At 66.5% G+C, this 26,263-nt stretch carries 19 protein-coding genes and 1 other RNA gene; 11 read left to right on the top strand and 9 right to left on the bottom strand.

Translation table 11 applies throughout. The features are described from left to right. Positions 1-164: 164 nt before the first annotated feature. Both FGS76_RS17110 and FGS76_RS17105 read right to left on the bottom strand, forming a co-directional pair. Positions 165-3,242, bottom strand: a complete 3,078-nt coding sequence (locus tag FGS76_RS17110; RefSeq protein WP_138773856.1) for an Ig-like domain-containing domain — start codon at positions 3,240-3,242, stop codon at positions 165-167. Positions 3,243-3,253: 11 nt separating this feature from the next. After that, positions 3,254-4,615: an outer membrane protein transport protein gene (locus FGS76_RS17105; protein WP_138773855.1), complete on the bottom strand. Its 1,362-nt coding sequence runs from the start codon at positions 4,613-4,615 to the stop codon at positions 3,254-3,256. A gap of 646 nt (positions 4,616-5,261) precedes the next feature. Between FGS76_RS17105 and FGS76_RS17100 the strand changes: the two genes are divergently transcribed. Continuing rightward, complete coding sequence (locus FGS76_RS17100) at positions 5,262-6,911, top strand: L-lactate MFS transporter (RefSeq protein WP_138773854.1); 1,650 nt, start codon at positions 5,262-5,264, stop codon at positions 6,909-6,911. A gap of 65 nt (positions 6,912-6,976) precedes the next feature. On the opposite strand, the gene FGS76_RS17095 is transcribed toward FGS76_RS17100, so the two are convergent. After that, positions 6,977-8,056, bottom strand: coding sequence for a substrate-binding domain-containing protein (locus FGS76_RS17095; protein WP_138773853.1), 1,080 nt, complete (start codon positions 8,054-8,056; stop codon positions 6,977-6,979). Positions 8,057-8,176: 120 nt separating this feature from the next. On the opposite strand from FGS76_RS17095, the gene FGS76_RS17090 reads away from it, so the two are divergent. The 4 genes from FGS76_RS17090 to FGS76_RS17075 are packed head-to-tail and all read left to right on the top strand — an operon-like array spanning position 8,177 to position 13,410. Next, complete coding sequence (locus FGS76_RS17090) at positions 8,177-8,713, top strand: formate dehydrogenase subunit gamma (protein ID WP_138773852.1); 537 nt, start codon at positions 8,177-8,179, stop codon at positions 8,711-8,713. After that, a complete protein-coding gene (locus FGS76_RS17085; RefSeq protein WP_138773851.1) occupies positions 8,713-10,269 on the top strand; it encodes a formate dehydrogenase beta subunit in 1,557 nt (518 codons plus the stop codon). The genes FGS76_RS17090 and FGS76_RS17085 overlap by 1 nt, the downstream gene beginning before the upstream one ends. Further along, entirely contained in the window at positions 10,263-13,166 is a 2,904-nt protein-coding gene (gene fdhF, locus FGS76_RS17080; RefSeq protein WP_138773850.1) for a formate dehydrogenase subunit alpha, read from the top strand. The genes FGS76_RS17085 and fdhF overlap by 7 nt, the downstream gene beginning before the upstream one ends. Positions 13,167-13,176: 10 nt before the next feature. Continuing rightward, the gene (locus FGS76_RS17075; RefSeq protein WP_138773849.1) at positions 13,177-13,410 is read left to right on the top strand and encodes a formate dehydrogenase subunit delta; all 234 of its coding nucleotides are present in this window, start codon (positions 13,177-13,179) and stop codon (positions 13,408-13,410) included. Between the two features lie 102 nt (positions 13,411-13,512). On the opposite strand, the gene FGS76_RS17070 is transcribed toward FGS76_RS17075, so the two are convergent. The 4 genes from FGS76_RS17070 to FGS76_RS17055 form a co-directional block, all read right to left on the bottom strand. Continuing rightward, positions 13,513-14,757 (bottom strand): UbiH/UbiF/VisC/COQ6 family ubiquinone biosynthesis hydroxylase, encoded by a 1,245-nt coding sequence (locus FGS76_RS17070; protein ID WP_138773848.1) that lies wholly within the window; start codon positions 14,755-14,757, stop codon positions 13,513-13,515. A 166-nt stretch (positions 14,758-14,923) separates the two neighbouring features. Then, positions 14,924-16,123: an FAD-dependent monooxygenase gene (locus FGS76_RS17065; protein WP_240692587.1), complete on the bottom strand. Its 1,200-nt coding sequence runs from the start codon at positions 16,121-16,123 to the stop codon at positions 14,924-14,926. 142 nt (positions 16,124-16,265) lie between these two features. After that, on the bottom strand, positions 16,266-17,588 hold the full coding sequence (gene pepP, locus FGS76_RS17060; RefSeq protein WP_138773847.1) for a Xaa-Pro aminopeptidase: 1,323 nt from the start codon (positions 17,586-17,588) through the stop codon (positions 16,266-16,268). A 66-nt stretch (positions 17,589-17,654) separates the two neighbouring features. Further along, entirely contained in the window at positions 17,655-18,236 is a 582-nt protein-coding gene (locus tag FGS76_RS17055; RefSeq protein ID WP_138773846.1) for a UPF0149 family protein, read from the bottom strand. A gap of 179 nt (positions 18,237-18,415) precedes the next feature. Here FGS76_RS17055 and FGS76_RS17050 point away from each other — a divergent pair, with 179 nt between their 5' ends. The 4 genes from FGS76_RS17050 to FGS76_RS17035 all read left to right on the top strand — a co-directional run bounded on the left by FGS76_RS17050 (position 18,416) and on the right by FGS76_RS17035 (position 19,880). Further along, entirely contained in the window at positions 18,416-18,631 is a 216-nt protein-coding gene (locus tag FGS76_RS17050; RefSeq protein WP_138773845.1) for a TIGR02449 family protein, read from the top strand. Beyond that, complete coding sequence (locus FGS76_RS17045; RefSeq protein WP_138773844.1) at positions 18,628-18,948, top strand: cell division protein ZapA; 321 nt, start codon at positions 18,628-18,630, stop codon at positions 18,946-18,948. Before FGS76_RS17050 ends, FGS76_RS17045 begins: the two co-directional genes overlap by 4 nt. Before the next feature lie 35 nt (positions 18,949-18,983). Continuing rightward, positions 18,984-19,169, top strand: a non-coding RNA gene (gene ssrS / locus FGS76_RS17040) — 6S RNA. 129 nt (positions 19,170-19,298) lie between these two features. Beyond that, positions 19,299-19,880 (top strand): 5-formyltetrahydrofolate cyclo-ligase, encoded by a 582-nt coding sequence (locus tag FGS76_RS17035; protein ID WP_138773843.1) that lies wholly within the window; start codon positions 19,299-19,301, stop codon positions 19,878-19,880. Here the strand turns inward: FGS76_RS17035 and FGS76_RS19490 are convergent. Together FGS76_RS19490 and ilvA are read right to left on the bottom strand one after the other, a co-directional pair. Further along, a complete protein-coding gene (locus FGS76_RS19490) occupies positions 19,861-20,010 on the bottom strand; it encodes a hypothetical protein (RefSeq protein ID WP_170214502.1) in 150 nt (49 codons plus the stop codon). The two genes, FGS76_RS17035 and FGS76_RS19490, sit on opposite strands and share 20 nt — an antisense overlap. Positions 20,011-20,383: 373 nt before the next feature. Next, the gene (gene ilvA, locus FGS76_RS17030; protein ID WP_138773961.1) at positions 20,384-21,901 is read right to left on the bottom strand and encodes a threonine ammonia-lyase, biosynthetic; all 1,518 of its coding nucleotides are present in this window, start codon (positions 21,899-21,901) and stop codon (positions 20,384-20,386) included. 155 nt (positions 21,902-22,056) lie between these two features. Between ilvA and rpiA the strand changes: the two genes are divergently transcribed. Both rpiA and FGS76_RS17020 read left to right on the top strand, forming a co-directional pair. Then, positions 22,057-22,710 carry a ribose-5-phosphate isomerase RpiA gene (gene rpiA / locus FGS76_RS17025; RefSeq protein ID WP_138773842.1) on the top strand — a complete coding sequence of 218 codons (654 nt, stop codon included), beginning with the start codon at positions 22,057-22,059 and terminating at the stop codon, positions 22,708-22,710. A gap of 234 nt (positions 22,711-22,944) precedes the next feature. Beyond that, on the top strand, positions 22,945-26,241 hold the full coding sequence (locus FGS76_RS17020; RefSeq protein ID WP_138773841.1) for an Ig-like domain-containing domain: 3,297 nt from the start codon (positions 22,945-22,947) through the stop codon (positions 26,239-26,241). Positions 26,242-26,263 lie beyond the last annotated feature (22 nt).

The following is a 26,263-nucleotide window of genomic DNA, read 5'->3' as shown; positions in this document are numbered from 1 at the left end:
GGCGGCGACTGACCGGGCGGTCTGTCGCGGCGGTGGTTCCAGCGCGCAGGGTGGGTGGTGTTGGGGTGGGGGGAGTTTTAACGGCGGGGTTATCGCGGCTGAAGCCGCTCCCACAGGGGGAAATAGCCCCTGTGGGAGCGGCTTCAGCCGCGATTCCGAGCCGATCAGTCCTTGATCGGCGCGGAGACGTAGTTGAGGAAGACGCCGCCTTCCGGGATGCCGAGGGTCATGTCCGCGGCCTTGATGACGTTGTCGATCAGGTCAATGTTCACCACCACATCTTGCTCGACCTGGTTGCGTTGTTCGATTTGCAAACGACCATCTTCCAGGAAGGTCACGTCACCCACCAGGTTCAGGCTCAGCGGGTAGCTGTACAGGTCGTGGCTCAGTTGGAGACCGGCGGCGGAGGGCCGCAGGTAGGGCGCGGACAGATAGATGTCCAGGTTAGTCTCGAAAATCGGCCCGTCCGGCGTTTTGCGAATCCAGCCGGTGACCGGCTCGGTGCGGCCATTGCCCCGATCCTCGTAGCGAATGCGCATGATCTGCGGGCCGGTGGCGATGGTCTGATCAATGGGGAACAGCACCAGCAGCAAGCGGGCGTAGATGTCCACCGAGGAGGTCTTCAGCAGGGTCGGGTAGATGTTCACCCGCACCGCGTCTTCCTGCGGGTCGTAGCCCACCAATTCCACGTCCAGGTCGGCGGTGACATAGATGAACTTCTCGCTGGGACAGGCGGGGCCGTCGTATTCACAGCCCACGCGGGCCTCCAGCAGCAGCCCCCCTTTGTCCTTGACGAACAACTCGGTGCTGTTGGGCGGCGTCGGGTATTCGCCGGAGCCGGCCGGGCTTTCCTGGGGCTGGGGCTCGCTGTCCTGGTGCACGAAGTCGTGGTTGGTGTCGTAGGCCGGCAGGTTGCGCAGTTCCTGGAAGACATTGTCGTTGGCGGCGGCACCGGTGAAGTAAAGCTCCAGGTTGGGGCCACCCTGGTCGTCTTCCGGGGCTTCCAGCACGGCGGTTTGCAGGGGGCCGTTGTCCTTGGTGCAGATGGCCGCGCCGCTGGTGCAATCATCGACGCTGAAGTCCTGGTTCTCGGACATCAGCACGTAGCGGTAGGTGGCGCCGTCTTCCCAGGGCTGGTCCGGGGTGAAGGTGATCTTGCGGCCGCCGTACTCCAGCTCGCCGGGCACGGTGTCCAGGCAGGCGTACTGGGTGCGGTTGTTGCCGTCCTTGGTGCCCTGGGGCGCCTGGCCGGGCTCGGCGATTTTTTCCACCCGGAAGCTGCCGGTGTCGCAGGTCTCGCCGACCTGGATGCTCTCTTCCAGCATGGTCTGGGAGAACTGCACCACGATGGGTCGGCGGGCCGGCATGGGCATCACCGGCAGGTGGTCATCGTCGCTTTCGCCGCCCCGGCAGATGCCGTGGTCGCCGGCGGCGATGTCCCAGGTGGTTTTGTTCGCCGCGCAGGGGAAGCCCGGGTAGGTGGTGGTGGCGACGGCGGGATGCCCGCTGCCTTCATAGGTGGGCATGGTGAAGCTGCGGGTGAACGGCTGCGCCGGGTTGCCGGCGGTGTCGGTGATGCCGTCGGTGACACCGATTTCATAGGTGGTGCCGTAGGCCAGCGGTTGCTCCGGCTTGATCACGATGGTGACGCCGTCCATGTAGGCATCGAACGGCACCGCTACGCCACCGGCGGTGAGCGTCAGGTCGGAGCCGGGCTGCAGGGACATGGGGTCCAGCGGTTCATCGAAGGTCAGGATGATGGGGTCGCCGGGGCGCTGCTTGCCCAGCTCGCCGCCGGGCATCCAGGTGGCGATCTGCGGGGCATCCAGGTTTCTGGGTTGCTCCGGCGCGGTGTCCTGATCCCGGTAGGATTCCATGTGGAAGCTGAGCATGCCGTAGGCGTTTTCCACGCCCAGCACGCGGGGCTCCACCATGCCCACCGCTTCCACCACCAGGCTGCCTTTCTTCACGTCGGTGTAGGCATAGCCCACCAGTTCCACCTGCAACAGGTTCTGGTTGAAGGCGCCGTTGGCTTTCTGGGTTTTGGTGTCGAAGGCCACGTCCATGGTCAGGCGCAGCAGTTTGGGGGCGCTGGCGTCGTTGGAATAGGGGTTGGGCAGCAGGTAGCCGTTGGCGTCGGACAGGAAGGTCACGGTCACGTCGCCGGAGTCGAAGCCCGCCGGCACGGCGCCGCCGATGTTCACTTCCAGCGGGTCGCCGCTGAGCAGCGAGCCGCGCGGTATCCGCAGCGGCACTTTGTCCGGGAAGTTGGGCGCGAAGGCCAGTTCCGCGAACACGTTGCCTTGCTGCTTGGACGCGGTATTGTCGCCCAGCAGTTTAGCAATCAGCGGCACGCAGTTGATGGCTTCGCCGCTGATCGGCGACGTCCGCACGCCCGCGTCCAGACAACCCAGTTGGGTGTCCGCCGGCTCGGCCTTCTGGGCCAGCATGGCGCGGGGTTTGGTGTCCCGGGGCATGAATTCCCGCGTGTAGGCGGGCAGTGCCTGGCCTTTGATGTTGCGGACCTGGTTGGTCAACGTCAGGGTCAGGGTGCTGCCGGGCTGAACCGGCTCCACCGGATCGCCACCGCCTTCGCTTTGCGGGCGCGGGTCGATGGTGATGTAGCGGCCATCCGCCAGCAGGGTGGCGGGAATCACCTCGCCGTTCTGGGTCAGGGAGAGGGTCTGGCCGTAGATCAGGGAGTCCGGGTCCACCGGCTGGGAGAGCACCAGGTTCACCGAGGAGAAGTCCAGGAAGGGCACCTCCGCGTCGTCCGGATTAACGCTCACCACCTGGAAGCTGTCACTGCTGCTGCGCAGTTCAAACGGACCTTGCAGGGCCGGGCGGGTGGTGAAGCTGAGTTCGCCCCCCGGCAGGGTGGGCTCGCCGTTGCCGGTGCGGATGTCGTTGAGTTTGAGCGTGTATTCGCTCTTCACCGCCAGCGGCTGATCCGGGGTGAGCACGGCACTGCGCCCGCCGTCGACGCTGGCCACGCTGAACGACACCGGGCCGTCCGGGCCTTCCAGGGTGAAGTTGCCGGCGTCCACGTCCACCGGTTCGGAGAAGCGCACCACCACCGGGGCGTGGGGCGCCACGTCCTGTTGCCCTTCATAGGGGTAGGTGTAGAACACCTCGGCTTGCACCCAGGTGCTGAAGTCCGTGGTCTGGTCGCTGCCACCGCCGCCGCCACAGGCGGCCAGGGCCAGGGTCAGACCGGCGAGCAGGAGTTTTCTTGTGATCATGACCTGCCTCCTCAGAATTTAAGCGTGATGGCACCGGTGATGACGTTCACGTCACCGTCGGCTTCCACGCTTTCATAGGGCTGGGGGTAGCTGGGCGAGCGGGTGTCGTACAGGTCGAAGGTGCGCGGCTCCAGCTTCTGGTACTGGTAGGCGATGTCGAAACGCACCGGGAACGAGAAGAAGCGGGTGCGCTCGTACTTGGCGGTCAGGCCCAGACCGAAGATCCACTTGTCGGTGTCCAGGTAGTTCACGTTCAGGGAAGCGTTGGATTTCAGCGGGCTTTCGCTGTAGGCCACGCCGCCGGTGACGGCGAAATTCTGGTTGAGCTGGTATTCGGCGCCGATGCGCGGGATCACTATGTCCTGGAATTCCAGGATGCCCACGCCGTCCTCGTTGGATACGGCCTGGTCCTTGATGGTGTCGCCATCGAATTCATCTTCCAGGTCGGACCACTGCTGCAGTTCCAGGCTGGCGCCCACGCGCAGGCGGTTGGTGCGGTAAAGCAGGCCGGCGGAGTAGATGTTGGGCTGGTAGGAATCCAGGGTGGTCACCGCCAGGGACAGGCCCGGCTCGTCGATGACGCCGGGGATCACGGTGTTGGCGTCCACGGTGGTGTTGGTGTTGGAGTAGCCGCGGAAGGCGAAGGCGGTTTCGAAGCCGTTCAGCCAGCAGTCGCCGTCCGGGCAGAAGGTCTCGCCCAGATCCATGGTGACACTGAGGGTGGGCCGGATTTCCGGCTTGGCGGACACATCCAGTTTCTCGTATTGGGTTTCGCCGGCCAGGTTGGTGTAGGCACGCAGCTCCGCCTCGGACTGCAGGGTGATGCGCGCGGAGGCGCCCACGTCGATGCCGCGCCACAGCTGGGTGGCGCCGCCCAGGCTCAGGAACAGGGGCTGGCGGCCGTATTCGAAGTACTGGCCGGTGCGCGAGGTTTCCGATTCGAAGGCGAGCATTTCCTCGCCGTATTTCTCGATGCCGATCATCACGCCCAGATAGAGCGGATGGTTGAAGCGGGTCAGGTTGGAGAGGTTGGATTTCATACCGATCAGGGTGTGCTGGGAAGGCGAGTCCTGCAGCACGTCGCCGCGCCGGATCGGCGCCGCCGGGCCACCCAGGCTGTTCACGCGCAGTTCGTGTTCGGCGTGCAACAGGCCCACGGTGAGTTCACCGCGCGGGTCCTTGGCCAGATAGGCCGGGTTGTAATAGACCGAGGAAACCTTGCTATTGAACATGGAAAGGGCCTGGGCGGAGGCCACATCGGTGGGCAACACCCCGTAGGTGGTGCCGATGTTGCCCATGCTCGCGTACGCGGTGCTGCCGGTTCCCATGACAAGCGCCAGGGCCAGACCCCGGACCATCTTGTTGTTCTTCATGTTCGACTTCTCCGAGTGGGCCGTTCCAGTGCAACGGCACTTTATTATTGAGTCGCCAAGTACAGGCGTTCACATTCAGGTGGCGCAGTATGAGCTACTGAAATTCAACGAAACACTGTCTTTCGCCACATTTTGTGCACTTTTGTTAACTGATTCCGGTAGACAAACCTTTTTACTGATTCTGCTTTTATAGGTTAATAATTAAGTATCGCCGCAAGGCTCCCCGGCCAGTCGTATACCGGCGAAACCCCTTTAAAAACGGGCCCTGGCCCGCACCACGCCGGCTTTTTCCCAGTCGCCGACCTTCGCTCGATTGTGAAAAACCGTCACCACCGGTGAAACACAAAGATTGTAAAAATGCAGTGAAGAAGGCAAATCCGCCCGTGCGCCATGCGTTCGCACGAGGACAACCGTTAACAGCCGTTTTCCTGCCCCCGCGCTGGTAACGGCGCCAGCCCCTACCCGCGCCCCCAACCCGCCTATGAATGGCCAGTCATAAGACTTTCGGATAGTAGAGGCCCGGGATGCTTTTATTTCACGCACCCGCTTCGGTATAAAGCGAGGGCAAGGCAACCTCCCGTATAGGTTCCGCACTTCATAGGTGCGACCCATAAGACCAACAAGCAGCGATCAACGAGGAAGGTTTATGGACGGCATTACCGACGACGCCCGCGCTTCCGGCGGCGCCCCTCCCGGCATCCTGTCCCGCGAGCGCACCATCGCGGGCCCCCAATTCAACCGTTGGCTGGTACCCACCGCGGCCCTGGCCATCCATCTGTGTATCGGCATGGCCTACGGGTTCTCGGTGTTCTGGCTGCCAATGAGCCATGAAATCGCCAATCCACCGGCCAGCTGCGGCGACATCGGCCTGATGCAGGCTCTGTTCACCACCACCTGCAACTGGTCCGTGTCCCAGGTGACCTATGTGTTCGGCATCTTTATCGCCATGCTGGGCGTGTCGGCGGCGATCTGGGGGGCCTGGCTGGAGCACGCCGGCCCCCGCAAGGCCGGCTTTATCGCCGCCCTGTGCTGGGGCGGCGGCATGATCGTGGGCGGCATCGGCGTGATGATGCACCAGCTGTGGCTGGTGTATCTGGGCGCCGGGGTACTGGGCGGCGTGGGCCAGGGCCTGGGCTACATCACCCCGGTATCGACCCTGATCAAGTGGTTCCCGGACCGGCGCGGCATGGCCACCGGCTTCGCCATCATGGGCTACGGCGGCGGTGCCATGATCGGCGCGCCGCTGGCGGTGTGGCTGATGGCCCGCTTCAGCGAGGGCGGCGGCACCGGCGTGGCGTCGACGCTGATTACCATGGGCGTGATTTACGCCATCGTCATGAGCTGCGGGGCGTTCGGGTTCCGGGTGCCACCCAACGGCTGGAAGCCGCACGGCTGGCAGCCCAAGGAAGACAATGGCAGCGCCATGATCACCTCCGGCCATGTGCACCTGAACCGGGCCTGGAAGACCAAACAGTTCTGGCTGATCTGGGCGGTGCTGTTCCTCAACGTGACCGCCGGCATCGCGGTGATCTCCATGGCCAGCCCGATGCTGCAGGAAGTGTTCGGCGGCATCCTGGTGGGCGTGGATGATCCCAATGTGGTCCTCAGCGAAGCACAGCTGGCGGCGGTGGCCGCGGCGGCGGCCGGGCTGGTGGGCCTGATCAGCCTGTTCAACAGCCTGGGCCGGCTGTTCTGGGCGTCGCTGTCGGACAAGATCGGCCGCAAGAACACCTACTTCTGCTTCTTCGTGATCGGCATCGTGGTGTACAGCCTGCTGCCCACCTGGGGCCACCTGGGCATGGCCGGGCTGTTCGTGATCTCGATCTGCGTGATCCTGAGTATGTACGGCGGCGGCTTCTCCACCGTGCCGGCCTATCTGGCGGACATCTTCGGCACCCAGATGGTGGGCGCCATCCACGGCCGCCTGCTCACCGCCTGGAGCGCCGCCGGCCTGGTGGGCCCGCTGATCATCGGCGCCCTGCGCGACGCCCAGCTGCAAGCCGGCGTGGACCAGGCGCTGGTCTACGACCGCACCCTGTACATCATGGCCGGGCTGCTGTTCGTGGGGCTGATCTGCAACGCCCTGGTGCGGCCGGTGCACGAAGACCATCACATGAGCGACGAAGAGGTGGCCCGTGAGCGCACCCTGCAACGGGACAGCGGCGTGGCCGCCAACGCGGAAACCGCCGCCCGGGGCCGCTTCGGCGTGACCGGCGTGCTGTGCTGGCTGGGTGTGGGCGTGCCTTTTCTGATCGGGCTGTACATCGCTATCGCCAAGGCGGCGGCGTTGTTTTAGCCGCCGGTTATCGCGACTGAAGTCGCTCCTACGGTGCCTTGTAGGAGCGACTTCAGTCGCGATCATCAAGCCCGGTCGCTGGCCAACAACTGGGCGAAGGTGCACACCTCGCCGCAGTGGTCCGGAGCATAGCCCGGCAACCGCTCGATTTCGGCGAGAAACTCCGGCGCCCGCATCAGGGCCCGCAGTTGCTTGATGTTGCCCTGGCCGAGGGAGTCCTTATGACAAACCAGCAGATAGTGCTCGGTGGCCAGATCGATAAAGTCGAGCCCGAACTGGCGCGCCGCCGCTTCCACGCCGAAGCCGGCGTCGGCCATGCCGGCGGCCACATAGGCGGCCACCGCGGTGTGGGTGAATTCCTCCTGGTCGGCCCCCTGGATGCCGTCGGCATCGATGCCCTGCTCCTCCAGCAACAGGTTGAACAGAATGCGGGTGCCGGCGTGCCGGTCCCGGTTGATAAAGCGCACATCCGGGCGGGTCAGGTCCGCCAGCCCCCGCACCCGGGCCCGGGTTTCCTCACGCAGAATCAGCCCCTGCTTGCGGGTGACGAACCGGATCACCCGCAGGTCGTCCAGGTCCAGGCGCTCCTGGTAGAACGCCATCACCCGCTCCGCCAGGCCCGGGCTGGCGGGAAAGTGGAAGCTGGCCAGGTCCGACTCGCCCCGGGCCAGGATGCTCAGGGCGTTGGCCGGATTGGTGTATTGCAGGTCCAGCTCCACCCAGTCGGAAAACTCCGGCAGCAGCGCCACCGCGTAGCCGTGGCTGGCGTGCAGCCGCAGCACCGGGTGCTCGCCGTCCAGCAACTGCTGCAGCTGGGTATTCAGCTCCGAGGCCATGCTGTCGATCTGCGGCCCGAGCCGCGCCCGCAGCCGCTGCTCGGACCACAGCAGCGCCTCGCCCAGGGGCGACAGGCGGGTGCCGTGCCCCTTGCGCATCTCCACCAGCGGCGCGCCGAAGAAATCGGCGCCCCGGTTGAGCAGGTTCCAGGCGTGACGGTAGGAGACACCGGCCTCCTCGGAGGCGGCGGTGAGCTTGCCGGCGTCCCGGATGCCCTTCAGCAAACGGAAGATCACCGGATCGAACAGGTCGCCGTCTTCACTGCGAAAAATCCAGGCCGGCGCGATGTGCAGTTTCTTCTTTGCCATTGCTTAGGCAGTGTCCTTCATATTTATAAGGGTATTGGGCGGTGATACCTTTCCCGCAAACGCGGTAAACAGGCTGTGCAAGGCCGCCGACCGCACAAACAATTAGGATTGGTTATTCATATGTATAAGCACAATAACCAGAGCGGGCAGGCCCTGTCCACCGACGCCCTGTCGGCGTCGTCACCGGTGGAGCAGGCGATTCAGCAGGACGTGGACGCGCTCAAGCACAAGCCCGGCGCCATGCTGCCCATTCTGCACGCCATTCAGGATCGTTTCGGTTACATCCCCGACGAGGCGGTGCCGATCATCGCCGAGACCCTGCGCCATACCCGCGCCGAGGTGCACGGCATCATCAGCTTCTACCACCACTTCCGCACCCGCCCGGCGGGCCGCCATGTGGTGCAGATCTGCCGCGCCGAGGCCTGCCAGGCAGTGGGCGGCCGGCAGCTGGAACAGCACGCCAAGGCCAGCCTGGGCGTGGACTACCACGGCACCACCCTGGACCGGCAGTTCACCCTGGAACCGGTGTATTGCCTGGGCAACTGCGCCTGCGGGCCGTCCATCCGGGTGGGCGACGACATCCATGGCCGGGTCAACGCCGAGCGCTTCGACGCCCTGGTGGATGACCTGTCCGCCACCGTGGTGGAGGTGAAGTGATGACCGTGACCGTTTATGTACCCGCCGACACCACCGCCCGCGCCCTGGGCGCGGACCGGGTGGCCGATGCCCTGCGCCAGGCCGCCGATGAACGGGGCCTGGACCTGAAGCTGGTTCGCAATGGCTCCCGGGGCCTGTTCTGGTTGGAACCGCTGGTGGAAGTGGCCACCGCCAACGGCCGGGTGGCCTATGGCCCGGTGACGCCGGAGGCGGTGCCCGACCTGGTGGCCGCCGGCCTGTTCGACGGCGCCCGGAACCATGAGCTGGCCCTGGGTGCCACGGAAGAGATTCCCTACCTGAAGAACCAGCAGCGGCTGACCTTCTCGCGCATCGGGATTACCGACCCGCTGTCCATCGAGGACTACACCGACCTGCGCGGTTTTGAGGGCCTGAAGAAGGCCCTCACCCTGGACGGCCAGGGCATCATCGACGAGGTCAAAGCCTCCGGCCTGCGCGGCCGGGGCGGCGCCGCCTTCCCCACCGCCATCAAGTGGCAGACCGTCCACGACGAACCGCAGGGCCAGAAGTACATCGTCTGCAACGCGGACGAGGGCGACTCCGGCACCTTCGCCGACCGGCTGGTGATGGAGTGCGACCCGTACATGCTGATCGAGGGCATGACCATCGCCGGCCTGGCGGTGGGCGCCACCCAGGGCTACATCTACCTGCGTTCGGAATACCCGCTGGCGCAGAAAATCTTTAACCAGGCCCTGGAGCGCGCCTACACGGCGGGCTATCTGGGCGACGACATTCTCGGCAGCGGCAAGCACTTCGATCTGGAAGTGCGGTTGGGCGCCGGCGCCTACATCTGCGGCGAGGAAACCTCCCTGCTGGACAGCCTGGAAGGCAAGCGCGGCATGGTGCGCGCCAAGCCGCCGCTGCCCGCCATCCAGGGCCTGTTCGGCAAACCCACGGTGGTCAACAACGTGCTGTCCCTGGCGGCGGTGCCGTTCATTCTCGACCAGGGCGGCCAGGCCTACGCCGACTACGGCATGGGCCGCTCCCGGGGCACCCTGGCCATTCAACTGGCCGGCAACGTGAAGCGCGGCGGCCTGGTGGAGCTGGCGTTCGGCACCACCCTGCGGGCGCTGATGGAAGACTTCGGCGGCGGCACCCTGAGTGGCCGGCCACTGAAGGCGGTGCAGGTAGGCGGCCCGCTGGGCGCCTACCTGCCGGAAAGTCAGTGGGACAGCCCCATGGACTACGAAGCCTTCGCCGCGTTCGGCGGCGTGGTCGGCCACGGCGGCGTGGTGATGTTCGACGACACCGTGGACATGGGCGAGCAGGCCCGCTTCGCCATGGAATTCTGCACCGTGGAATCCTGCGGCAAGTGCACGCCGTGCCGGATCGGCTCGGTGCGCGGCGTGGAGGTGATCGACCGCATCCGCGCCGGCGAAAACCGCGACGCCAATCTGGAACTGCTCTCCGAGCTCTGCGAAACCATGGTGGACGGCTCCCTGTGCGCCATGGGCGGCATGACGCCGTTCCCGGTGCAGAGCGTGCTTAAACATTTTCCGGACGACCTGACCCGCTCCCGTGGAGGTGCGCCATGTTGAATTATTACGACCCGCGCCAGCACCGCCCCGATCCCAACCAGGATCTGGGCACGCCCGCCCGGCTCTCCGAAAAACACGTCGCGCTGACCATCGACGGCCTGGAAATCAGCGTGCCGGAAGGCACCTCGGTAATGCGCGCCGCCGCCCTGGCCGGCATCACCGTTCCCAAGCTGTGCGCCACCGACAATCTTGAGGCGTTCGGCTCCTGCCGGCTGTGCGCGGTGCAGATCGAGGGCCGGCGCGGTTACCCGGCCTCCTGCACCACGCCGGTGGCGGAAGGCATGGCGGTGACCACCCAGAACGGCAAGCTGGCCAAGCTGCGCCGCAATATCATGGAGCTGTACATCTCCGACCACCCGCTGGACTGCCTGACCTGCCCGGCCAACGGCGACTGCGAGCTGCAGGACATGGCCGGCGCGGTGGGCCTGCGCGAGGTGCGCTACGGCTTCGAGGGCGCCAACCATCTGGACGCCCCCACCGACGACTCCAACCCCTACTTCAGCTTCGACGCCAGCAAGTGCATCGTCTGCTCCCGCTGCGTGCGCGCCTGCGAGGAAGTGCAGGGCACCTTCGCCCTGACCATCGACGGCCGTGGCTTCGACTCCAAGGTAGCCGCCGGCCAGGACGAGGACTTCATGGACTCGGAGTGCGTGTCCTGCGGCGCCTGCGTGCAGGCCTGCCCCACCTCCACGCTGATGGAAAAAAGCGTGATCGATCAGGGCGTGCCGGAGCATAGCGTGGTCACCACCTGCGCCTACTGCGGCGTGGGCTGCTCGTTCAAGGCGGAGATGAAAGGCGACCAGCTGGTGCGCATGGTGCCCTACAGGGGCGGCGACGCGAACCACGGCCACTCCTGCGTGAAAGGCCGCTTCGCGTTCGGCTACGCCACCCACAAGGACCGCATCAAGACGCCGATGATCCGCGACTCCATCAATGAGCCGTGGCGGGAAGTGTCCTGGGAGGAAGCCATCGCGTTCTCCGCCCGGCGCCTGAAGGAAACCCAAGCCAAATACGGCCGGGAGAGCATCGGCGGCATCACCTCCTCGCGCTGCACCAACGAGGAAACCTACCTGGTGCAGAAGCTGATCCGTGCCGCCTTCGGCAACAACAACACCGACACCTGCGCGCGGGTGTGCCATTCGCCCACCGGCTTCGGCCTGAAGACCACCCTGGGCGAATCCGCCGGCACCCAGACCTTCGATTCGGTGATGAAGGCGGACACCATCCTGGTGATCGGCGCCAACCCCACCGACGCCCACCCGGTGTTCGGCTCGCAGATGCGCCGCCGGCTCCGTGAAGGCGCCACCCTGATCGTCGCCGACCCGCGCCGCATCGACCTGCTGAAAACGCCCCACGGCGGCCGCATGCTGCACCTGCCACTGCGCCCGGGCACCAACGTGGCGCTGATCAACTCCCTGGCCCACGTGGTGGTGTCCGAGGGGCTGGAAGACCAGGCCTTTATCGAAGCCCGCTGCGAATCCGGCGCCTACCGGGCCTGGCGCGACTTTATTCTGGAAGAGCGCAATTCCCCGGAAGCCCTGGAAGCGGTTACCGGCGTGGCCGCCGACAAGGTCCGCGAGGCCGCCCGCGCCTATGCCGAGGTGCACAACGGCGCCATCTACTACGGCCTGGGCGTCACCGAGCACAGCCAGGGTTCCACCATGGTGATGGGCATCGCCAACCTGGCCATGGCCACCGGCAACATCGGCCGCGAGGGCGTGGGCGTGAACCCGCTGCGCGGGCAGAACAACGTGCAGGGCTCCTGCGACATGGGCTCCTTCCCCCACGAGCTGCCGGGCTACCAGCATGTGGCCGACCCGGCGGTGCGCGACCGCTTCGAAGCGGCCTGGAAGGTGAAGCTGGACGACGAGCCGGGCCTGCGCATTCCCAATATGTTCGACGCCGCCATCGCCGGCACCTTCAAGGCGCTGTACGTGCAGGGCGAGGACATCGCCCAGTCCGACCCCAACACCCAGCACGTGCAGGCGGCGCTCACCAGCCTGGACTGCCTGATCGTGCAGGACATCTTCCTCAACGAAACCGCCAAGTACGCCCATGTGCTGCTGCCGGGCTCCACCTTCCTGGAGAAAAACGGCACCTTCACCAACGCGGAACGGCGCATCAACCGTGTGCGCAAGGTGATGCCGCCGGTGGCCGGCAAGGAAGACTGGGAAGTGACCCAGGACCTGGCCAACGCCCTGGGCTACCCGATGAACTATTCGCACCCGTCCGAGATCATGGACGAGATCGCCCTGCTCACCCCCACCTTCACCGGCGTCAGCTACGCCAAGCTGGAGGAACAGGGCAGCATCCAGTGGCCCTGCAACGAGCAGCACCCGGACGGCACGCCCACCATGCACGAGGTGGACTTCCCGATCGGCAAGGGCCACTTCGCGGTCACCGAATACGTGCCCACCGAGGAGCGCGCCACCCGCCGTTTCCCGCTGCTGCTCACCACCGGCCGGATCCTCAGCCAGTACAACGTGGGCGCCCAGACCCGGCGCACCGCCAACAGCCAGTGGCACGACGAGGACGTGCTGGAGATCCATCCCAGCGATGCGGAACTGCGCGGCATCCGTGAGGGCGACTGGCTGGGCGTGTCCAGCCGCGTGGGCCACACGGTGCTGCGCTGCCGCATCAGTGACCGCATGCAGCCCGGCGTGGTTTACACCACCTTCCACCACCCGGGCAGCGGCGCCAACGTGATCACCACGGACAGCTCCGACTGGGCCACCAACTGCCCCGAGTACAAGGTCACCGCGGTGCAGGTGGAGAAGGTGTCGCAGCCGTCGGAATGGCAGAAGCGCTTCGAGCACTTCGACCGCCGCCAGCGCGATTACCTGGAGAGCGCCGGCAACGAGCGGACCACCGACGAACCGGCGCCGATGGGCAAGTGAGGACACGACGATGAGCGGACAGGGTCTTGAGCAGCTGGTGAAGATGGTCAACCAGATCAGCGCCAATATGCACGGCGCCACCGACGAACAGGCCGCCGACAAGGTGGCCACGCACCTGCAGAAGTTCTGGGCGCGCAGCATGAAGGAACAGATCCTCGCCTACGCCGACGACGGCGGCGAGGACCTGACACCGATCTCGCGGCAAGCGGTGGAGCGGCTGCGGGAAGTCCGCGCGGCGGGTTGAGGTCGCTTCCTGTAGGAGCGGCTTCAGCCGCGATAGCCCGGCGGCGATAGCCCGGCGCCACGCCAACCCTTATCGCGGCTGAAGCCGCTCCTACAGTCGCATTTACGACCGTGGATGCAGCGGTCGGGCGGTGCGGGGCAGATCTCCGGCGCGGCCGAGGGCACGGTGCATGAACGCCTGCCGGGCCGGGGCCAGCCGGTTGACCAGGTTCAGGCCGCTGTTGCGCAGCCAGCGCACCGGCAGCTCCCGCCGTTCGAACAGCAGCTTGAAGCCGCGCATGGCGTTCTGCATCAGCAGATTGTCGGCGCGGCGGCGGCGTTCGTAGCGCGCCAGCACGGTGGCGTTGTCCACCGCCACCCCCGCCTCCCGGGCCCGGCCCAGTTCCTCCGCCAGCACCGCCGCGTCCAGCAGCCCCAGGTTGATGCCCTGCCCGGCCAGCGGGTGCACCACATGGGCGGCGTCGCCGATCAGCGCCAGGCCCGGCCCCACATAACTGCTGGCGTGGCGTTCCTGGATCGGAAACACGAAGCGCCGGCTCACCGGCCGGGCCGCGCCCAGGGCGTTGCCGCTGGCCTGGGTCACGGCCACGCCGAAGGCGTCGTCGTCCAGGGCCATCAGCTCTTCCACCCGATGGGGCCAGGCGGACCAGACGATGGAGCACTGGTAGCCGTCGCCGCCTTTTTCTTCCGGGAACAACGGCAATAACGCCAGCGGCCCGGAATCCATGAACACCTGGCGGGCGCAGGCGCCGTGGGGGCGTTCCGTCTCGATGGTGGTGACGATGGCGTGGTGGCCGGTGTCGCGCAGCCCGTCCGGAATGCCGGCCTTGTCGCGCACCCGGGAGCGGGCGCCGTCGGCGCCGATCAGCAGGTCGGCGGTGAAGGTCTCGCCGCCGGCCGTCACCCGCCAGCGGCGGCCTTCCCGCTCGATGGCGGTGGCCGCCCGGTCGCATTGCCAATCCAGCGCGTCCCGTTCCCGGGCGGCGTCGTACAGGGCGGCGGTGAGATGGTCGTTTTCCAGCAGCCAGCCCAGGTGCGCGGCGCCGGCGTCGGCGGCGTCGAAGGCCACCTCGCCGGTGCCGTCCTGATCCCACACCCGCATGGAGGTGTAGCCCTGCACCCGCTCCGGGCGCAGCCGCTCCCACACGCCGGTGTGCCGCAGCAACCAGTGGCTGGCCTCGCTCAACGTCGACACCCGCGCCGCCGCCGGCCCCTCCGGCCAGGCCGGCGCCGCCGCGCCGTCCAGCACCCGCACGCGGAACCCCAGGTCCGCCAGCAACAGCGCCTGCAACCCCCCGGCCATGCCGCCGCCGATGATCAGGATGTCGGTGTGGGAGGGTTCTTTCATGGCGTCTGCGCCTGTGCGGAAGGAATGGTGTGCTCGGTCAGCGAAGGACGGAGTTGAAAGTTCAAAGTTAAAAGTTGAAACGCGGGCAACGCCCACGCCTTGGAAATCATCGTGCCCGCGCCGGTTTTCCTTTTAACTTTTAACTTGTAACTTTCAACTGACAATTTCATAGCCCCATGGCCCGCCGCGCGAAGCTCTTACGGGCCGCCGGGAACAGATCCAGGGCCAGCAGGCCGAGTTGGCGGGTGTGGGCGAACAGCGGGTGGCGGACGCGGAACAGTTCCGGCAGCCAGCGGGAGGCCTGGCCGATGTCGGTTTGGTCGCGGCGCCGTTCGGCGGCCCAGGCGGAGAGCCGGTCCAGGCGGCCCGGGTCCGGCTGGCCGCCGACCCGCTCGGCGAGCAGGGCCAGATCCCGAAAGGTCAGGTTGAACCCCTGGCCGGCCACCGGGTGCAGGGTGTGGGCGGCATTGCCCACCACCGCCCCGAAGGGCACCGCCTGGCCGCAGGCTTCGGTAAGAATCAGCGGGTAGCGGTGGCGCTCGCCGACCCGCGCCAGCCGGGGCGCGGCGGCGCCCACGCGCTCGCGCAGGGCGGCCAGGAAGCCGTCGTCGTCCAGGGCCATCCAGGCGTCCACCTGCTCCCGGGGACCGGTCCAGACCAGCGCCATGCGCTGGTCCGGCAGCGGCAACAGCGCCAGGGGGCCGTCGTCCAGAAAACGCTCGAAGGCCACGCCGCCGTGGGGCTCCGCCAACCCCAGGTTGGCGATCAGGGCGTCCTGCCCCAGATCCTCATGGCGGGCGGTGATGCCCATCCAGTCCCGGGTTTGCGAGCGGGCCCCGTCGGCGGCGATCAGCAGCGGCGTATCCAGGCTGTCGCCATCTTCGAAGGTGGCGGTGTAACCGTCCGCCAGCCGCCGGATGCCGGTGACCCGGGCCGGCGCCCGCAGGGTGATGGCCGGGTCCGCCTCCACCGCGCGCAGCAGCACATGGCCGAACCAGCGGTTCTCCACCACCGCGCCCAGCCGGGGCAGGGCGTGCTCGCCGGCGTGCAGCCGGGTGATGCCCAGCCGCTCCCGGCGCGACACATGCACGGTCTCGATGCTCGCCGCCCGCTCCAGCACCGCCTCCAGCAACCCCAGCTTCGCCAGGGTCGCCAGACTGCCGGCGGACAACGCCGTGCTGCGGGCGTCGAAGCTGGGCGTATCCGGCGGCTCCCCGGCGGCGATCGCATGGCTCTCCACCAGCGTTACCGCCGGCGTGCCATGGTGGCGCAACAACAACGCCAGCGCCGCCCCGGCCATGCCACCGCCGACGATCAGCGGCGCGCCGCCGGCCTGATTCAAGGCATCCATGATCGCGCCTCGCATGAACGGCTCCGCGACGGACGGCCCGCTGTAGGAGCGGCTTTAGCCGCGATCGCCGGTCGAAGACCGGCGGGCCCATTCCATGACGGCCCACCGGTATCGCGGCTAAAGCCGCTCCTACAGCAAGCTTGAAGCTTGCAGCTGTTCACGCCCGCGCCTCGCGCATCAGCGCTTCGATATCGTCGATATCCTTCGGCACATCGGCGGTAAGCACCTCACACCCCTCCTTGGTGACCAGCACATCATCCTCGATGCGGATGCCGATGCCGCGCCAGCGTTCTTCCACGGTGTCGTCGTCCGGGGCGATGTAGAGGCCCGGTTCCACGGTGAGGGTCATGCCCGGTTCCAGTTGGCGCCATTCGCCGCCCACCCGGTAATCGCCCACGTCGTGCACGTCCAGGCCCAGCCAGTGGCCGGTGCGATGCATGTAGAAGCGCTGGTAGGCCATTTCCTCGATCAGGTCGTCCACCTGGCCGCTGAGCAGGCCCAGGTCCACCAGGCCCTCGGTGAGGATGCGCACCACGGTTTCGTGGGGCACGTTCCAGTGGTGGCCCGGGTGGGTGTCGGCGATGGCGGCGTACTGGGAGCGCAGCACCAGCTCGTAGAGGGCGCGCTGTTCGCCACTGAAAGTGCCGTTCACCGGGAAGGTGCGGGTGATGTCGGAGGCGTAGTTTTCCAGCTCGCAGCCGGCGTCGATCAGCACCAGGTCGCCGTCCTTCAGTTCGGCGTTGTTCTCGATGTAGTGCAGCACGCAGCCGTTGGCGCCGCCGCCGACGATGCTCGGGTAGGCCGGGCTGCGGGCGCCGTGGCGCATGAATTCGTGCAGGTATTCCGCTTCCAGCTGGTATTCGTACATGCCCGGGCGCACCGCTTTCATGGCGCGCACATGGGCGCCGGCGGAAATGCGCGCGGCCCGGCGCATCAGGTCCGCCTCCGCCTTGCTCTTGAACAGGCGCATGTCGTGCAGCAGGTGGGACAGGGCGACGAACTCGCCGGGGGGCTGGGCGCCGATGCGCACCCGCTCGCGGATGGTGTTGACCCAGCCCATCAGGCGGCGGTCGAAGCCGGCGTCCCGGCCCAGGTCGTAATAGACCCGGTTCCGCCCTTCCACCAGGCCGGGCAGGATGTCGTCGATGTCGTTGATCGGAAAGGCGTCGTCCGCGCGGTAGTCCGCCACCGCCCCTTCCGGGCCGGCCCGGTAGCCGTTCCAGATCTCCCGGGCGCGGTCGCGGTCGCGGCAGAACAGCACGTACTCGCCGTGCTCGCGGCCGGGCAGCAGCACCATCACCGCTTCCGGCTCCGGGAAGCCGCTCAGGTACCAGAAATCGCTGTCCTGCCGGTAGGGGTGCTCCACGTCCCGGTTACGGGTGCGTTCCGGGGCGGCGGCCAGGATGGCGATGCTGTTGGGTTCCATCTGCGCCATCAATTCGGCGCGGCGCTGCTGGAATTCCTCGGGGCGAATGCTCATGGGGCTCCTTTCAACGTCAACGGTGTCTGGCAACGGTGGCGCGATTTAATAGGGCGGATGCCGGCTTCAGTGCCGGGTCGGCTTGGACGGCCCGTCATCCGGTTTGGCGGCGGGCTTCATGACCAGGTCGGTGTAGATCATCAGCGCCGACACCCGGCAGTGCTCGGTGACCTGCTCCAGCAGTTGCTCCTGCTCCTCGCCGTCGTCCTCCGGAGTGCTCACCTGGCTGATCGCGGACAGGTCGGAAAGCGCTTCCTGGACACCCGGCGACAGCTGGCTGTCATTGATGCCGGCGGCGCCGGTGCCGAAGCCCACCAGAAAGCCCTCCGCCCATTGGCCCAGGGCGGCCACCCGCAGGCCCAGCTCCTCCTCGTCGCCGGGCAGCAGCAGGGCCAGGTCCAGGCCGGTGCCGGCGAACCCCTCGCTGGCGGCGTCGCGCCATTCAATCAGGTCACCGGCCAGGTCGCCGCCCAGCCCCTCGGGCTGCTCGGCGTGGGCCGCGAGAATCCCCAGCAGGGCGGCATCTTCCTGCCCGTGGCCGGTGGCCAGCAGGCCGCAGATGACCCCGTGCAGCTCGCTGGGGGAGGTGGCCAGACCGGCGGCGGAGGCGTTCTGGGCAAGGCGTTCAAAATCGGGCAGATCAGACATCGGACTCTTCAGTAACGGTTCTCGGAAACGGCGCTAAGTCTTTCTCGCACCTTGGAATTTCGTTGACCCTTCCTGGGGCCCCACCTATAGTACAAAAACCCGTCAAAGGCGGGGAAAAGGGCCCGGATCGGGGGCTTAACCCAGGGGCGTAACATTAGGCGAACAGCGACCAATTTGCCATGACGACGGATCAACAACTCCAGCAACTTGAGGCCCGTGTGGACGAGCTGCTGCGAATCTCCGCGCACCTGCGCCAGGAGAACCGTCTGCTGCGCGAACGGGAAACCCGCCTGCTCGACGAGCGCGCCCAGTTGATCAAGAAAAACGATCTGGCGAAAAGCCGCGTGGAGGCCATCATAACGCGCCTGCGGTCCCTGGAGCAGGAGGATTCATGAGCGGCAGCTCCCTGGTGATACATCTGCTGGACAAGGAGTACCGCGTGGCCTGCCCGCCCGGCGAGCAGGACAACCTGCTGCGCGCCGCCCGCTATCTGGATGATCAGATGCGCGAGGTACGCCAGGCCAATGTGATCGGGCTGGAGCGCATCGCCATCATGGCGGCGCTGAACATGAGCCACGAACTGCTGGAGGCCCGCGAGCACCTGGACAGCGACGCCGACAGCGACGCCCGGGTGGAAGGCCTGCTGAGCCGGCTGGAAAATGAAATCCGCGCCTTCGAAGAAAGCCAGACACCCACGCCTGTCAAGCCCTGACCGACCCGTTCCTCCCTGCTATACTGTTTCCCAAGTGCTTCCTGGACCGTGCGCCAGCCGGGTTATGTCCCTGAGCCGATGCTTTACCCAAAGGGGATCGAATTGGCGTGCCTGTGCGCATGTCCGCCTCCGAGCGGAAAGCCTAAGGGCATTAGCCTGAGGTTCCCGCCTTGAACCTTTCGGTTCAAGGGCCACACCCGCAGCGGCGGTTCGGGAGGCACGCTTTATTTCGGGCAAGCGCCCTGTAGGAGCGGTCATTGGACCGCGATGGCGGTGCCCATCAAGAACGTGTTGCAAGTTGAAAGTTAAAAGTTGAAAGGGGCGCCCGCCCCGTCATTGATCGCCTCCCCATGAGCCATTCCAGACCTTCAAGAGCGTCCCTGCGGCGAGCCCTGCGCGCGCGGCGCCGTGCGGTGCCCGCCGGCGAGCGGCGGCGGGCGCAGCGGCGTTTCGCGCGCAATCTGTCCCGGGCGCTGGGCCCGCGGCGGTTTGGCGAGGTGGCGTTGTATCTGGCCGGGGATGGCGAGATGGACCCGCTGCCGGGGCTGGCGGCGGGCCGCTTCCAGGGGGCGCGGCTGTATCTGCCGGCGCTGGACCGGGTGCATCGGGGTCGGATGCATTTCCGGCTGTGGCGGCGCCAGCGGCGGCTGCGCGCCAACCGGTTCGGCATCGGCGGGCCGGCCCGCCGCGAGCGGGCTCGGGCGGCCTGGGCGCTGGATGCGATCCTGGTGCCGCTGGTGGGGTTCGATGACCGGGGCCACCGGCTGGGCATGGGCGGTGGCTTTTACGACCGCGCACTGGCCGATCTGGCGCGCCGGCCCCGGCGTCCATATTTGATCGGTGTGGCGTTTGAATTCCAGCGGCTGCCCCGTGTCGACGAGGCGGTCTGGGACCGGCCGCTGGATCAGGTGGTCACGGATTCGATACGCTGATCTTGACGCCCGCCGAGTTGGCGAAGCGTTCCAGATCGGCGTCGTTACCACCGTGGGTCAGCGTGCTGACCAGAACCCCAAGAGCAAAAACAAAAGCAAGAACGACGAGGGCGTCGGGCTTTTTCTTCATTGTGCTGCAAATCCCCAAATAACAATGCCGGCGACCGGAACGGTCCCGCGGCGCGGTACTGTATTCAACGGAACCCCGCTTTGTATGGCGCCAGCCGGTTGGTACCGTGGCGCCGATGCGGCGTTTCCCGTATCCCCGTGCCCAGCGAGGGCGAAAGATCTGACATGATACGACATTTTTCGTAACAGCATGAGATGTGGATCAAAATTCTCCAGAAAAAGCCCGCGAGGTCAAGCAGTTACAGCCTGATCCTCACGCTTCTTAACAAAACTACCGGCCAACTCACCAGCTTCACGGCGCCTGTTACGCACATCCATGCGTAACGTAAAATCCGTAAAAAGGCAACGGAAGTTGGGACCCGGGATGCCCCGTTTTAGTTCAAAAACAGTCGATAGGCCGGGTTATCGCTCTCTTCCACCATCGGATAAGGCACCTTCTTCAGGTCCTTGCGCAGGTTGCCCCGGTCGCCGAACGGCACCTGGAAGCCCACCAGCACCCGCCCGTAGGCGGCACCGTGGTTACGGTAGTGGAACAGGCTGATGTTCCACTTCTGGCCCAGCGACAGCAGGAACTTCAGCAGGGCCCCCGGCCGCTCCGGAAATTCCACCCGGAACAGCATCTCGTCCAGGTCCTGGCGTGAGGTATGGCCGCCCACCATATGGCGGATGTGCAGCTTGGCCATTTCGTTGCCGGTCATATCCACCACCGGATAACCCGCTTCGCGCAGTTCTTCCAACAGGGGAGCAAGGTCCGTGCCACCCGGGCGAATCTGGATGCCGACAAAGATGTTGGCCTCGTGCTCACCGGAATAACGGTAGTTGAACTCGGTGATGCTGCGGCGCCCCACCACCTGCAGGAAGTTACGATAGGCGCCGGGCTTTTCCGGAATGGTCACCGCCAGGATCGCCTCGCGCTGTTCGCCCACCTCGGAGCGCTCCGAGATATGGCGCAGGCGGTCGAAGTTCACGTTGGCGCCGCTCTGGATCGCCACCAGGGTCTTGTTCTCCACGCCGTGCTTCTGCACCCAGTTCTTGAGGCCGGCCAGGGCCAGCGCCCCGGCGGGCTCGCAGATGGCCCGGGTATCCTCGAAGGAATCCTTGATGGCGGCGCAGATTTCATCGGTGGTGGCGGTGATCACTTCGTCCACATGGTCGCGCAGGATGCGGAAGGTCTCCTTGCCGATCTGCTTGACCGCCACGCCGTCGGCGAACAGACCCACCTCGGACAGGGTCACCCGGCGCTTGCGCTCCAAGGCGGCCTTCAGGCAGGCGGCGTCCTCCGGCTCCACGGCGATGATTTTGACGTCCGGGCGCACGTACTTCACATAGGCGGCGATGCCCGCCGCCAGACCGCCACCGCCCACCGGGATAAAGATGGCGTCCAGATCACGGCTTTGCTGGCGCAGGATTTCCATGCCCACGGTGCCCTGGCCGGCGATCACATCCGGATCGTCGTAGGGGTGCACGAAGGTCAGCCCCTCCTTCTCTTCCAGCTTGCGGGCATGGGCCAGGGCCTCGTCGAAGCCGTCGCCGTGCAGCACCACCTTGCCGCCGCGCTGGCGCACGGACTTCACCTTGATCTCGGGGGTGGTACGCGGCATCACGATCACCGCGCGCACGCCCATGGCGCTGGCGGCCAGGGCCAGCCCCTGGGCGTGGTTACCGGCGGAGGCGCAGATCACCCCGCGCTCGCGCTGCTCGTCGGTGAGGGCCGCCAGCTTGTTGTAGGCGCCACGCAGCTTGAACGAAAACACCGGCTGCAGATCCTCCCGCTTGAGCAACACCCGGTTGCCAATGCGCTTGGAAATCATCGGCGCGGCATGGATCGGGGTTTCATGGGCCACGTCGTAGACGCGGGATTGGAGAATCCGTTTCACGTATTGATCAAGCATCGCAGGCATGGAAAGTCCGGAAAGGTAAAACCGCTAGTTTACGGGCCCCGGGGCCGGAGCGTCCATCGGCCTTTCCCGCGCGCCTGCATCCTTCATCCTGTATCCAATCGCCGTCGGCCCGTATAATCCGCCGCGACTCAGACAGGAAAGTTCGAATGGATCAGGACGCGCTGAAAAAGCAGGTGGCCGAGGCGGCTCTTCGCTACGTGGTGGAAGGCGAAGTGGTGGGCGTGGGCACCGGCTCCACCGCCAACCATTTCATCGACGGCCTGGCCGCGCTCAAGGACCGCATCCCCGGCGCCGTGGCCAGTTCCGAGGCCACCGCCGAGCGGTTACGCGGCCATGGCATCCCGGTGCTGGAGCTGAACGATGTGGATCGTCTTCCGGTGTACGTGGATGGCGCCGACGAGGTCAACGAGCACCGCGAGATGATCAAGGGCGGCGGCGGCGCCCTGACCCGCGAGAAGATCGTGGCGGCGGTGGCCCGGGAGTTCATCTGCATCGTCGATGCCTCCAAGCAGGTCAAGCGGCTGGGCCGCTTCCCGCTGCCGGTGGAAGTGATTCCCATGGCCCGCTCCCACGTGGCCCGCAAGCTGGTGGCCCTGGGCGGCCGGCCGGAGTACCGGGAAGGTTTCGTCACCGACAACGGCAACCTGATCCTGGACGTGCACAACCTGGATATCCTCAACCCCATCGAGCTGGAAACCACCCTGAACAACATCACCGGCGTGGTCACCAACGGCCTGTTCGCCCGCCGTCCGGCGGACGTGGTGCTGGTGGGCGAAGGCGGCGGAGTGTCGGTTTACTGATTGATCGCGGCCAAAGCCGCTCCTGCAACCCCCGTAGGAGCGGCTTCAGCCGCGAGCTTGGCTCCTCATCCGCCCTGCTTTACCGTGCCGCAACACTGCGCTACCCGCCCGCTACGTTCCGCAACCTTCCCCTGCTTCCTTGTACGCTTTCCAACCTTTTTCATACGGCAGAGCCCCCCGTTTTTGCTTTATGAATTGCATATGAAGCAATAACTCCAATAACGAGGTGCTCCCATGCGTCCTACTCTGACAATAGCCACTCTTGGCACCGCCCTGGCGCTGGCCGCCTGTGGTGGTGGCAGCAGCGGTGGCGGCGGCGGCGGACTGACCCCGCGCTCACCCACCAGCAGCGAAGCGCTGTATTACTCCTACCCCCTGGATCAACAGCGCAACGTGGCGCCCACCGCGCCGGTGGTGCTGCGCTTCGGCGCACCGGTGGACACCAGCAAGGCCAACTTCCGGTTCACCGACGCCGACGGCAATCCGGTGCAGTTCGATCTGCGCCCGGTGGACGGGGGGCGGGGCGTGGTGCTGCAGCCCACCGAGGCGCTGCAGCCGATCACCGGCTACGGTGTCACCCTGCGTGACGTGACGCTCAACGGCGACGAAGTGGTGTTCCCCAACGACGGCGTGCTGGAGTTCACCACCCGCCCGGCCCTGGAAGGGCCGGTGAATTTGCAGGAAGAGACCCCGGCGTTTCAGGTAGCCAGCATCTTCCCGGACGACGAACAGTTCATGACCGTGGACTTCTCTTCGTTCCGGCTGCGCGTCAGCCATCCGCTGGATGAGAACAGCGCGGTCTACGGCGACACCGTCAAGCTGATGCGCGGTGACGAACTGGTGCCGGCGGTGCTGGTGGCCAAGGGCAACGCCCTCACCGTGGACCCGCTGCAGGACATGACCCCCGGGGAAACCTACCGGCTCACCGTGGCGGGCCTGCGCAGCCGCTTCGACGAAACCATCGAGCCGTTCCAGCGGGAAGTGCAGCCGCGCAACACCGCCTCGCCCACCGGCGAGCGGGCCACGCTGGTCACCGAGGTGCCGGCGGCGGACCCCAACCTGGGCTGCCTGGACCAGAACGTGCGCACTTCGCCGCTGACCGGCGAGCCGATCAACTGCGTGCCGGTGAAGGGCACCGTGCTGCAGGACCAGACCGCCTCCAAACAGACCGGCAATGTGTTCGGCGAACTGGCGTTCCAGCCCAACTTCCCGCAGGTCACGCCGCTGCGCGTGGCGCGGGGTTCCCGCCTGGTGGGCGATGCCCTGGAAGTATTTATCGGCGGCCAGGTGCCGGTGGGCTTCGATTCCGGCGCGCTGACGGTGGAAATGATCACCGACGCCACCGGCTATCTGTTCCCCAACCCCAACTCCAACAACCCCAATGCGCCGCGTAACCTGCGCCTGTACATGGACGTGGCCACCACCACCGCCGACGCACGCGCCAACGGTGCCTTTACCCAGAACCTGCTGCATCTGGAATTGATCGGCCAGGCCAGCGTCAGCGACGGCCGGCTGCGCGCCGACGCCCTGACCGTGGTGGAGCCTCGGGTGCTGGGCATCGAGAACCACCACGGCCTGCTCAGCTTCCGCATGGAATCCTACGAGGACCAGATCAACGCCCCGGCGCCGGAGCAGGACAACACCGGCCCGCAGTTGCAGGCGGTGACCCAGAACGGCCGGCTGCGGCTGTCCTGGCAACCGGGAGAATTCGCCGACCGCATGATCCCCGGCGAACCCATCGTGCTGCAGTTCGACGAAACCCTGAACCCGCTCAGCATCACCGAGAACGGCACCCTGCGGCTCACCAAGGGCGGCGCCACCGAGCCGTTCTCCTGGCAGCTCAACGGCAACGCCCTGATCATCCACCCGGATGACCCGGTGAACTTCGGCGTGCAGTACGCGGTGACCGCCACCTCCGGCATCACCGACCTGGCCGGCAACCCGCTGCAACCCATCGACCGGGTCAACAGCGGCGACACCCTGACCTTCTCCCTGCCGGAGTACGTGGAAAGCGAAGACGGCACCAGCGTGGAGCGGGGCCCGTTCGCCATGGTGGTGTACCCGGGCTTCCCCTGCGCCAGCAGCGATGAACTGAACCTCAGTGATTTCAACGGCAAGGGCAGCCAGGGTGTGTGCCTCTCCTCCAGCTCCGACAGCGAGCAGGTGGTGCTGGACCGGCTGCCCATCGACCCGATGCCGGCGAACCGCCCGATCCGCGTGCGCTTCTCGCAGAACATGGACCCGGCCACCCTGACCCTGGGCGAGACCTGCGGCAGTGGCGGCGTGCGGGTGGAACGTATCGACCAGAGCGGCACCTGCCTGGGCACCGTGCCCGGTTTGCTGCAGATCGAACCCCGTGCCATCACCTTCCTGCCGGACCAGCCCTGGGAACAAGGGGCGCTGTACCGCTATACCCTGGCTTCGGAAGCCAGCGGCTGCGCTGGCGAGGCGCTGTGCTCCGAGGCGGGTCTGCCGCTGCAGACCGCCCTGCTGCAGGGCGGTGACCGCACCTCCGGCGGCCCGGACATGGACATCGTGTTCCGGGGCGCGGCGGCCAACCTGGACGTCTTCCAGGAGCTGAGCAATCTGCCCACCGTGGACGTGAACGCCAACTTCGCCGTGGACGAGGGTGAGTCACCGATCACCGACAACAACGCCCCCACGCCCTCCAACGCCACCCGCATCCTGCCCCGGGAAGGCGACAGCGGCGACGGCCTGGTGGTGGCCGCCAACACCGGCTGCGGCTTCGGCGGCGTGCCGCCCTACGGCGAAGGCCAACAGGAGGATTGCAACGCCCAGCGCCTGCTGTACATCGCCGGCGCCCTGAATACCGACATTCTCGGCTACGAGGAAGAGCCGGACCTGCCGCCGGAGCTGAGCCGTGGCCAGGGCGGCGTGGCGGTGCGCATCTATCCGACCACGGTGACGCTCACCAATCTGGACGCCACCGCCGTCATCGGCGTGGAAGTGGACACCACCAACGGCGACACCTCGCTGAGCGAGCTGCCGCTGCTGGGCGGCGTGCTGGATGGCGTGCTCACCACCCTGGGCGATGTGCTGGACCTGCTGGGACTGGAAGATCCGGTGCTCGGCCAGCTCGGCGAGCTGGGTCTGATTCCGCTGCCCACCGCCACCGGGCCGAACATCATGCGGGTGCGCTACCAGCCGGACGAGAACGGCAACCGTACCCGGCCGCCGGTGGGCTACATCCTGCCCGGTGAAAACCCGGCCGCCGGCGACCCGCCGCGCTTCGTGATCCAGTTCGACCTGCTGTTCGACGCGCCGGCGCTGAGCCTGCCGCCGCCGCTGGATCACAACGTGAAAAGCCTGCCGATCAACCAGATCACCCTGGAAGGCACTCTGGACTTCCTGCCCGATGGCCGGCTGTTCATCGCCCTGGAGAACCAGCAGGCCAAGGACGTGACCCTGGACATCACGGCGGCCCAGGTGCTGCCCGGTGGCAAGGTGAACCTGACCATCCCGGTGGGCGGCATCAACCTGAGCTACCAGAGCACCTCGACCCAGGAGTAACCCAACCCACCACCACAAAAAA

Source organism: Alloalcanivorax gelatiniphagus, assembly GCF_005938655.1.
Taxonomy (GTDB): domain Bacteria; phylum Pseudomonadota; class Gammaproteobacteria; order Pseudomonadales; family Alcanivoracaceae; genus Alloalcanivorax; species Alloalcanivorax gelatiniphagus.
This window is presented reverse-complemented; position numbering and strand designations above follow the sequence as displayed.

Excerpts from the sequence above, each read along its gene's own strand:
- FGS76_RS19490 (WP_170214502.1), bottom strand. The coding sequence starts at position 20,010 with ATGAAGAAAAAGCCCGACGCCCTCGTCGTTCTTGCTTTTGTTTTTGCT.
- FGS76_RS17050 (WP_138773845.1), top strand. The coding sequence starts at position 18,416 with ATGACGACGGATCAACAACTCCAGCAACTTGAGGCCCGTGTGGACGAG.
- ilvA (WP_138773961.1), bottom strand. The coding sequence starts at position 21,901 with ATGCTTGATCAATACGTGAAACGGATTCTCCAATCCCGCGTCTACGAC.
- FGS76_RS17035 (WP_138773843.1), top strand. The coding sequence starts at position 19,299 with ATGAGCCATTCCAGACCTTCAAGAGCGTCCCTGCGGCGAGCCCTGCGC.
- FGS76_RS17105 (WP_138773855.1), bottom strand. The coding sequence starts at position 4,615 with ATGAAGAACAACAAGATGGTCCGGGGTCTGGCCCTGGCGCTTGTCATG.
- pepP (WP_138773847.1), bottom strand. The coding sequence starts at position 17,588 with ATGAGCATTCGCCCCGAGGAATTCCAGCAGCGCCGCGCCGAATTGATG.
- FGS76_RS17055 (WP_138773846.1), bottom strand. The coding sequence starts at position 18,236 with ATGTCTGATCTGCCCGATTTTGAACGCCTTGCCCAGAACGCCTCCGCC.
- FGS76_RS17090 (WP_138773852.1), top strand. The coding sequence starts at position 8,177 with ATGTATAAGCACAATAACCAGAGCGGGCAGGCCCTGTCCACCGACGCC.
- FGS76_RS17075 (WP_138773849.1), top strand. The coding sequence starts at position 13,177 with ATGAGCGGACAGGGTCTTGAGCAGCTGGTGAAGATGGTCAACCAGATC.
- FGS76_RS17065 (WP_240692587.1), bottom strand. The coding sequence starts at position 16,123 with ATGCGAGGCGCGATCATGGATGCCTTGAATCAGGCCGGCGGCGCGCCG.
- FGS76_RS17020 (WP_138773841.1), top strand. The coding sequence starts at position 22,945 with ATGCGTCCTACTCTGACAATAGCCACTCTTGGCACCGCCCTGGCGCTG.
- FGS76_RS17045 (WP_138773844.1), top strand. The coding sequence starts at position 18,628 with ATGAGCGGCAGCTCCCTGGTGATACATCTGCTGGACAAGGAGTACCGC.
- FGS76_RS17085 (WP_138773851.1), top strand. The coding sequence starts at position 8,713 with ATGACCGTGACCGTTTATGTACCCGCCGACACCACCGCCCGCGCCCTG.
- FGS76_RS17100 (WP_138773854.1), top strand. The coding sequence starts at position 5,262 with ATGGACGGCATTACCGACGACGCCCGCGCTTCCGGCGGCGCCCCTCCC.
- FGS76_RS17095 (WP_138773853.1), bottom strand. The coding sequence starts at position 8,056 with ATGGCAAAGAAGAAACTGCACATCGCGCCGGCCTGGATTTTTCGCAGT.
- FGS76_RS17110 (WP_138773856.1), bottom strand. The coding sequence starts at position 3,242 with ATGATCACAAGAAAACTCCTGCTCGCCGGTCTGACCCTGGCCCTGGCC.
- fdhF (WP_138773850.1), top strand. The coding sequence starts at position 10,263 with ATGTTGAATTATTACGACCCGCGCCAGCACCGCCCCGATCCCAACCAG.
- rpiA (WP_138773842.1), top strand. The coding sequence starts at position 22,057 with ATGGATCAGGACGCGCTGAAAAAGCAGGTGGCCGAGGCGGCTCTTCGC.
- FGS76_RS17070 (WP_138773848.1), bottom strand. The coding sequence starts at position 14,757 with ATGAAAGAACCCTCCCACACCGACATCCTGATCATCGGCGGCGGCATG.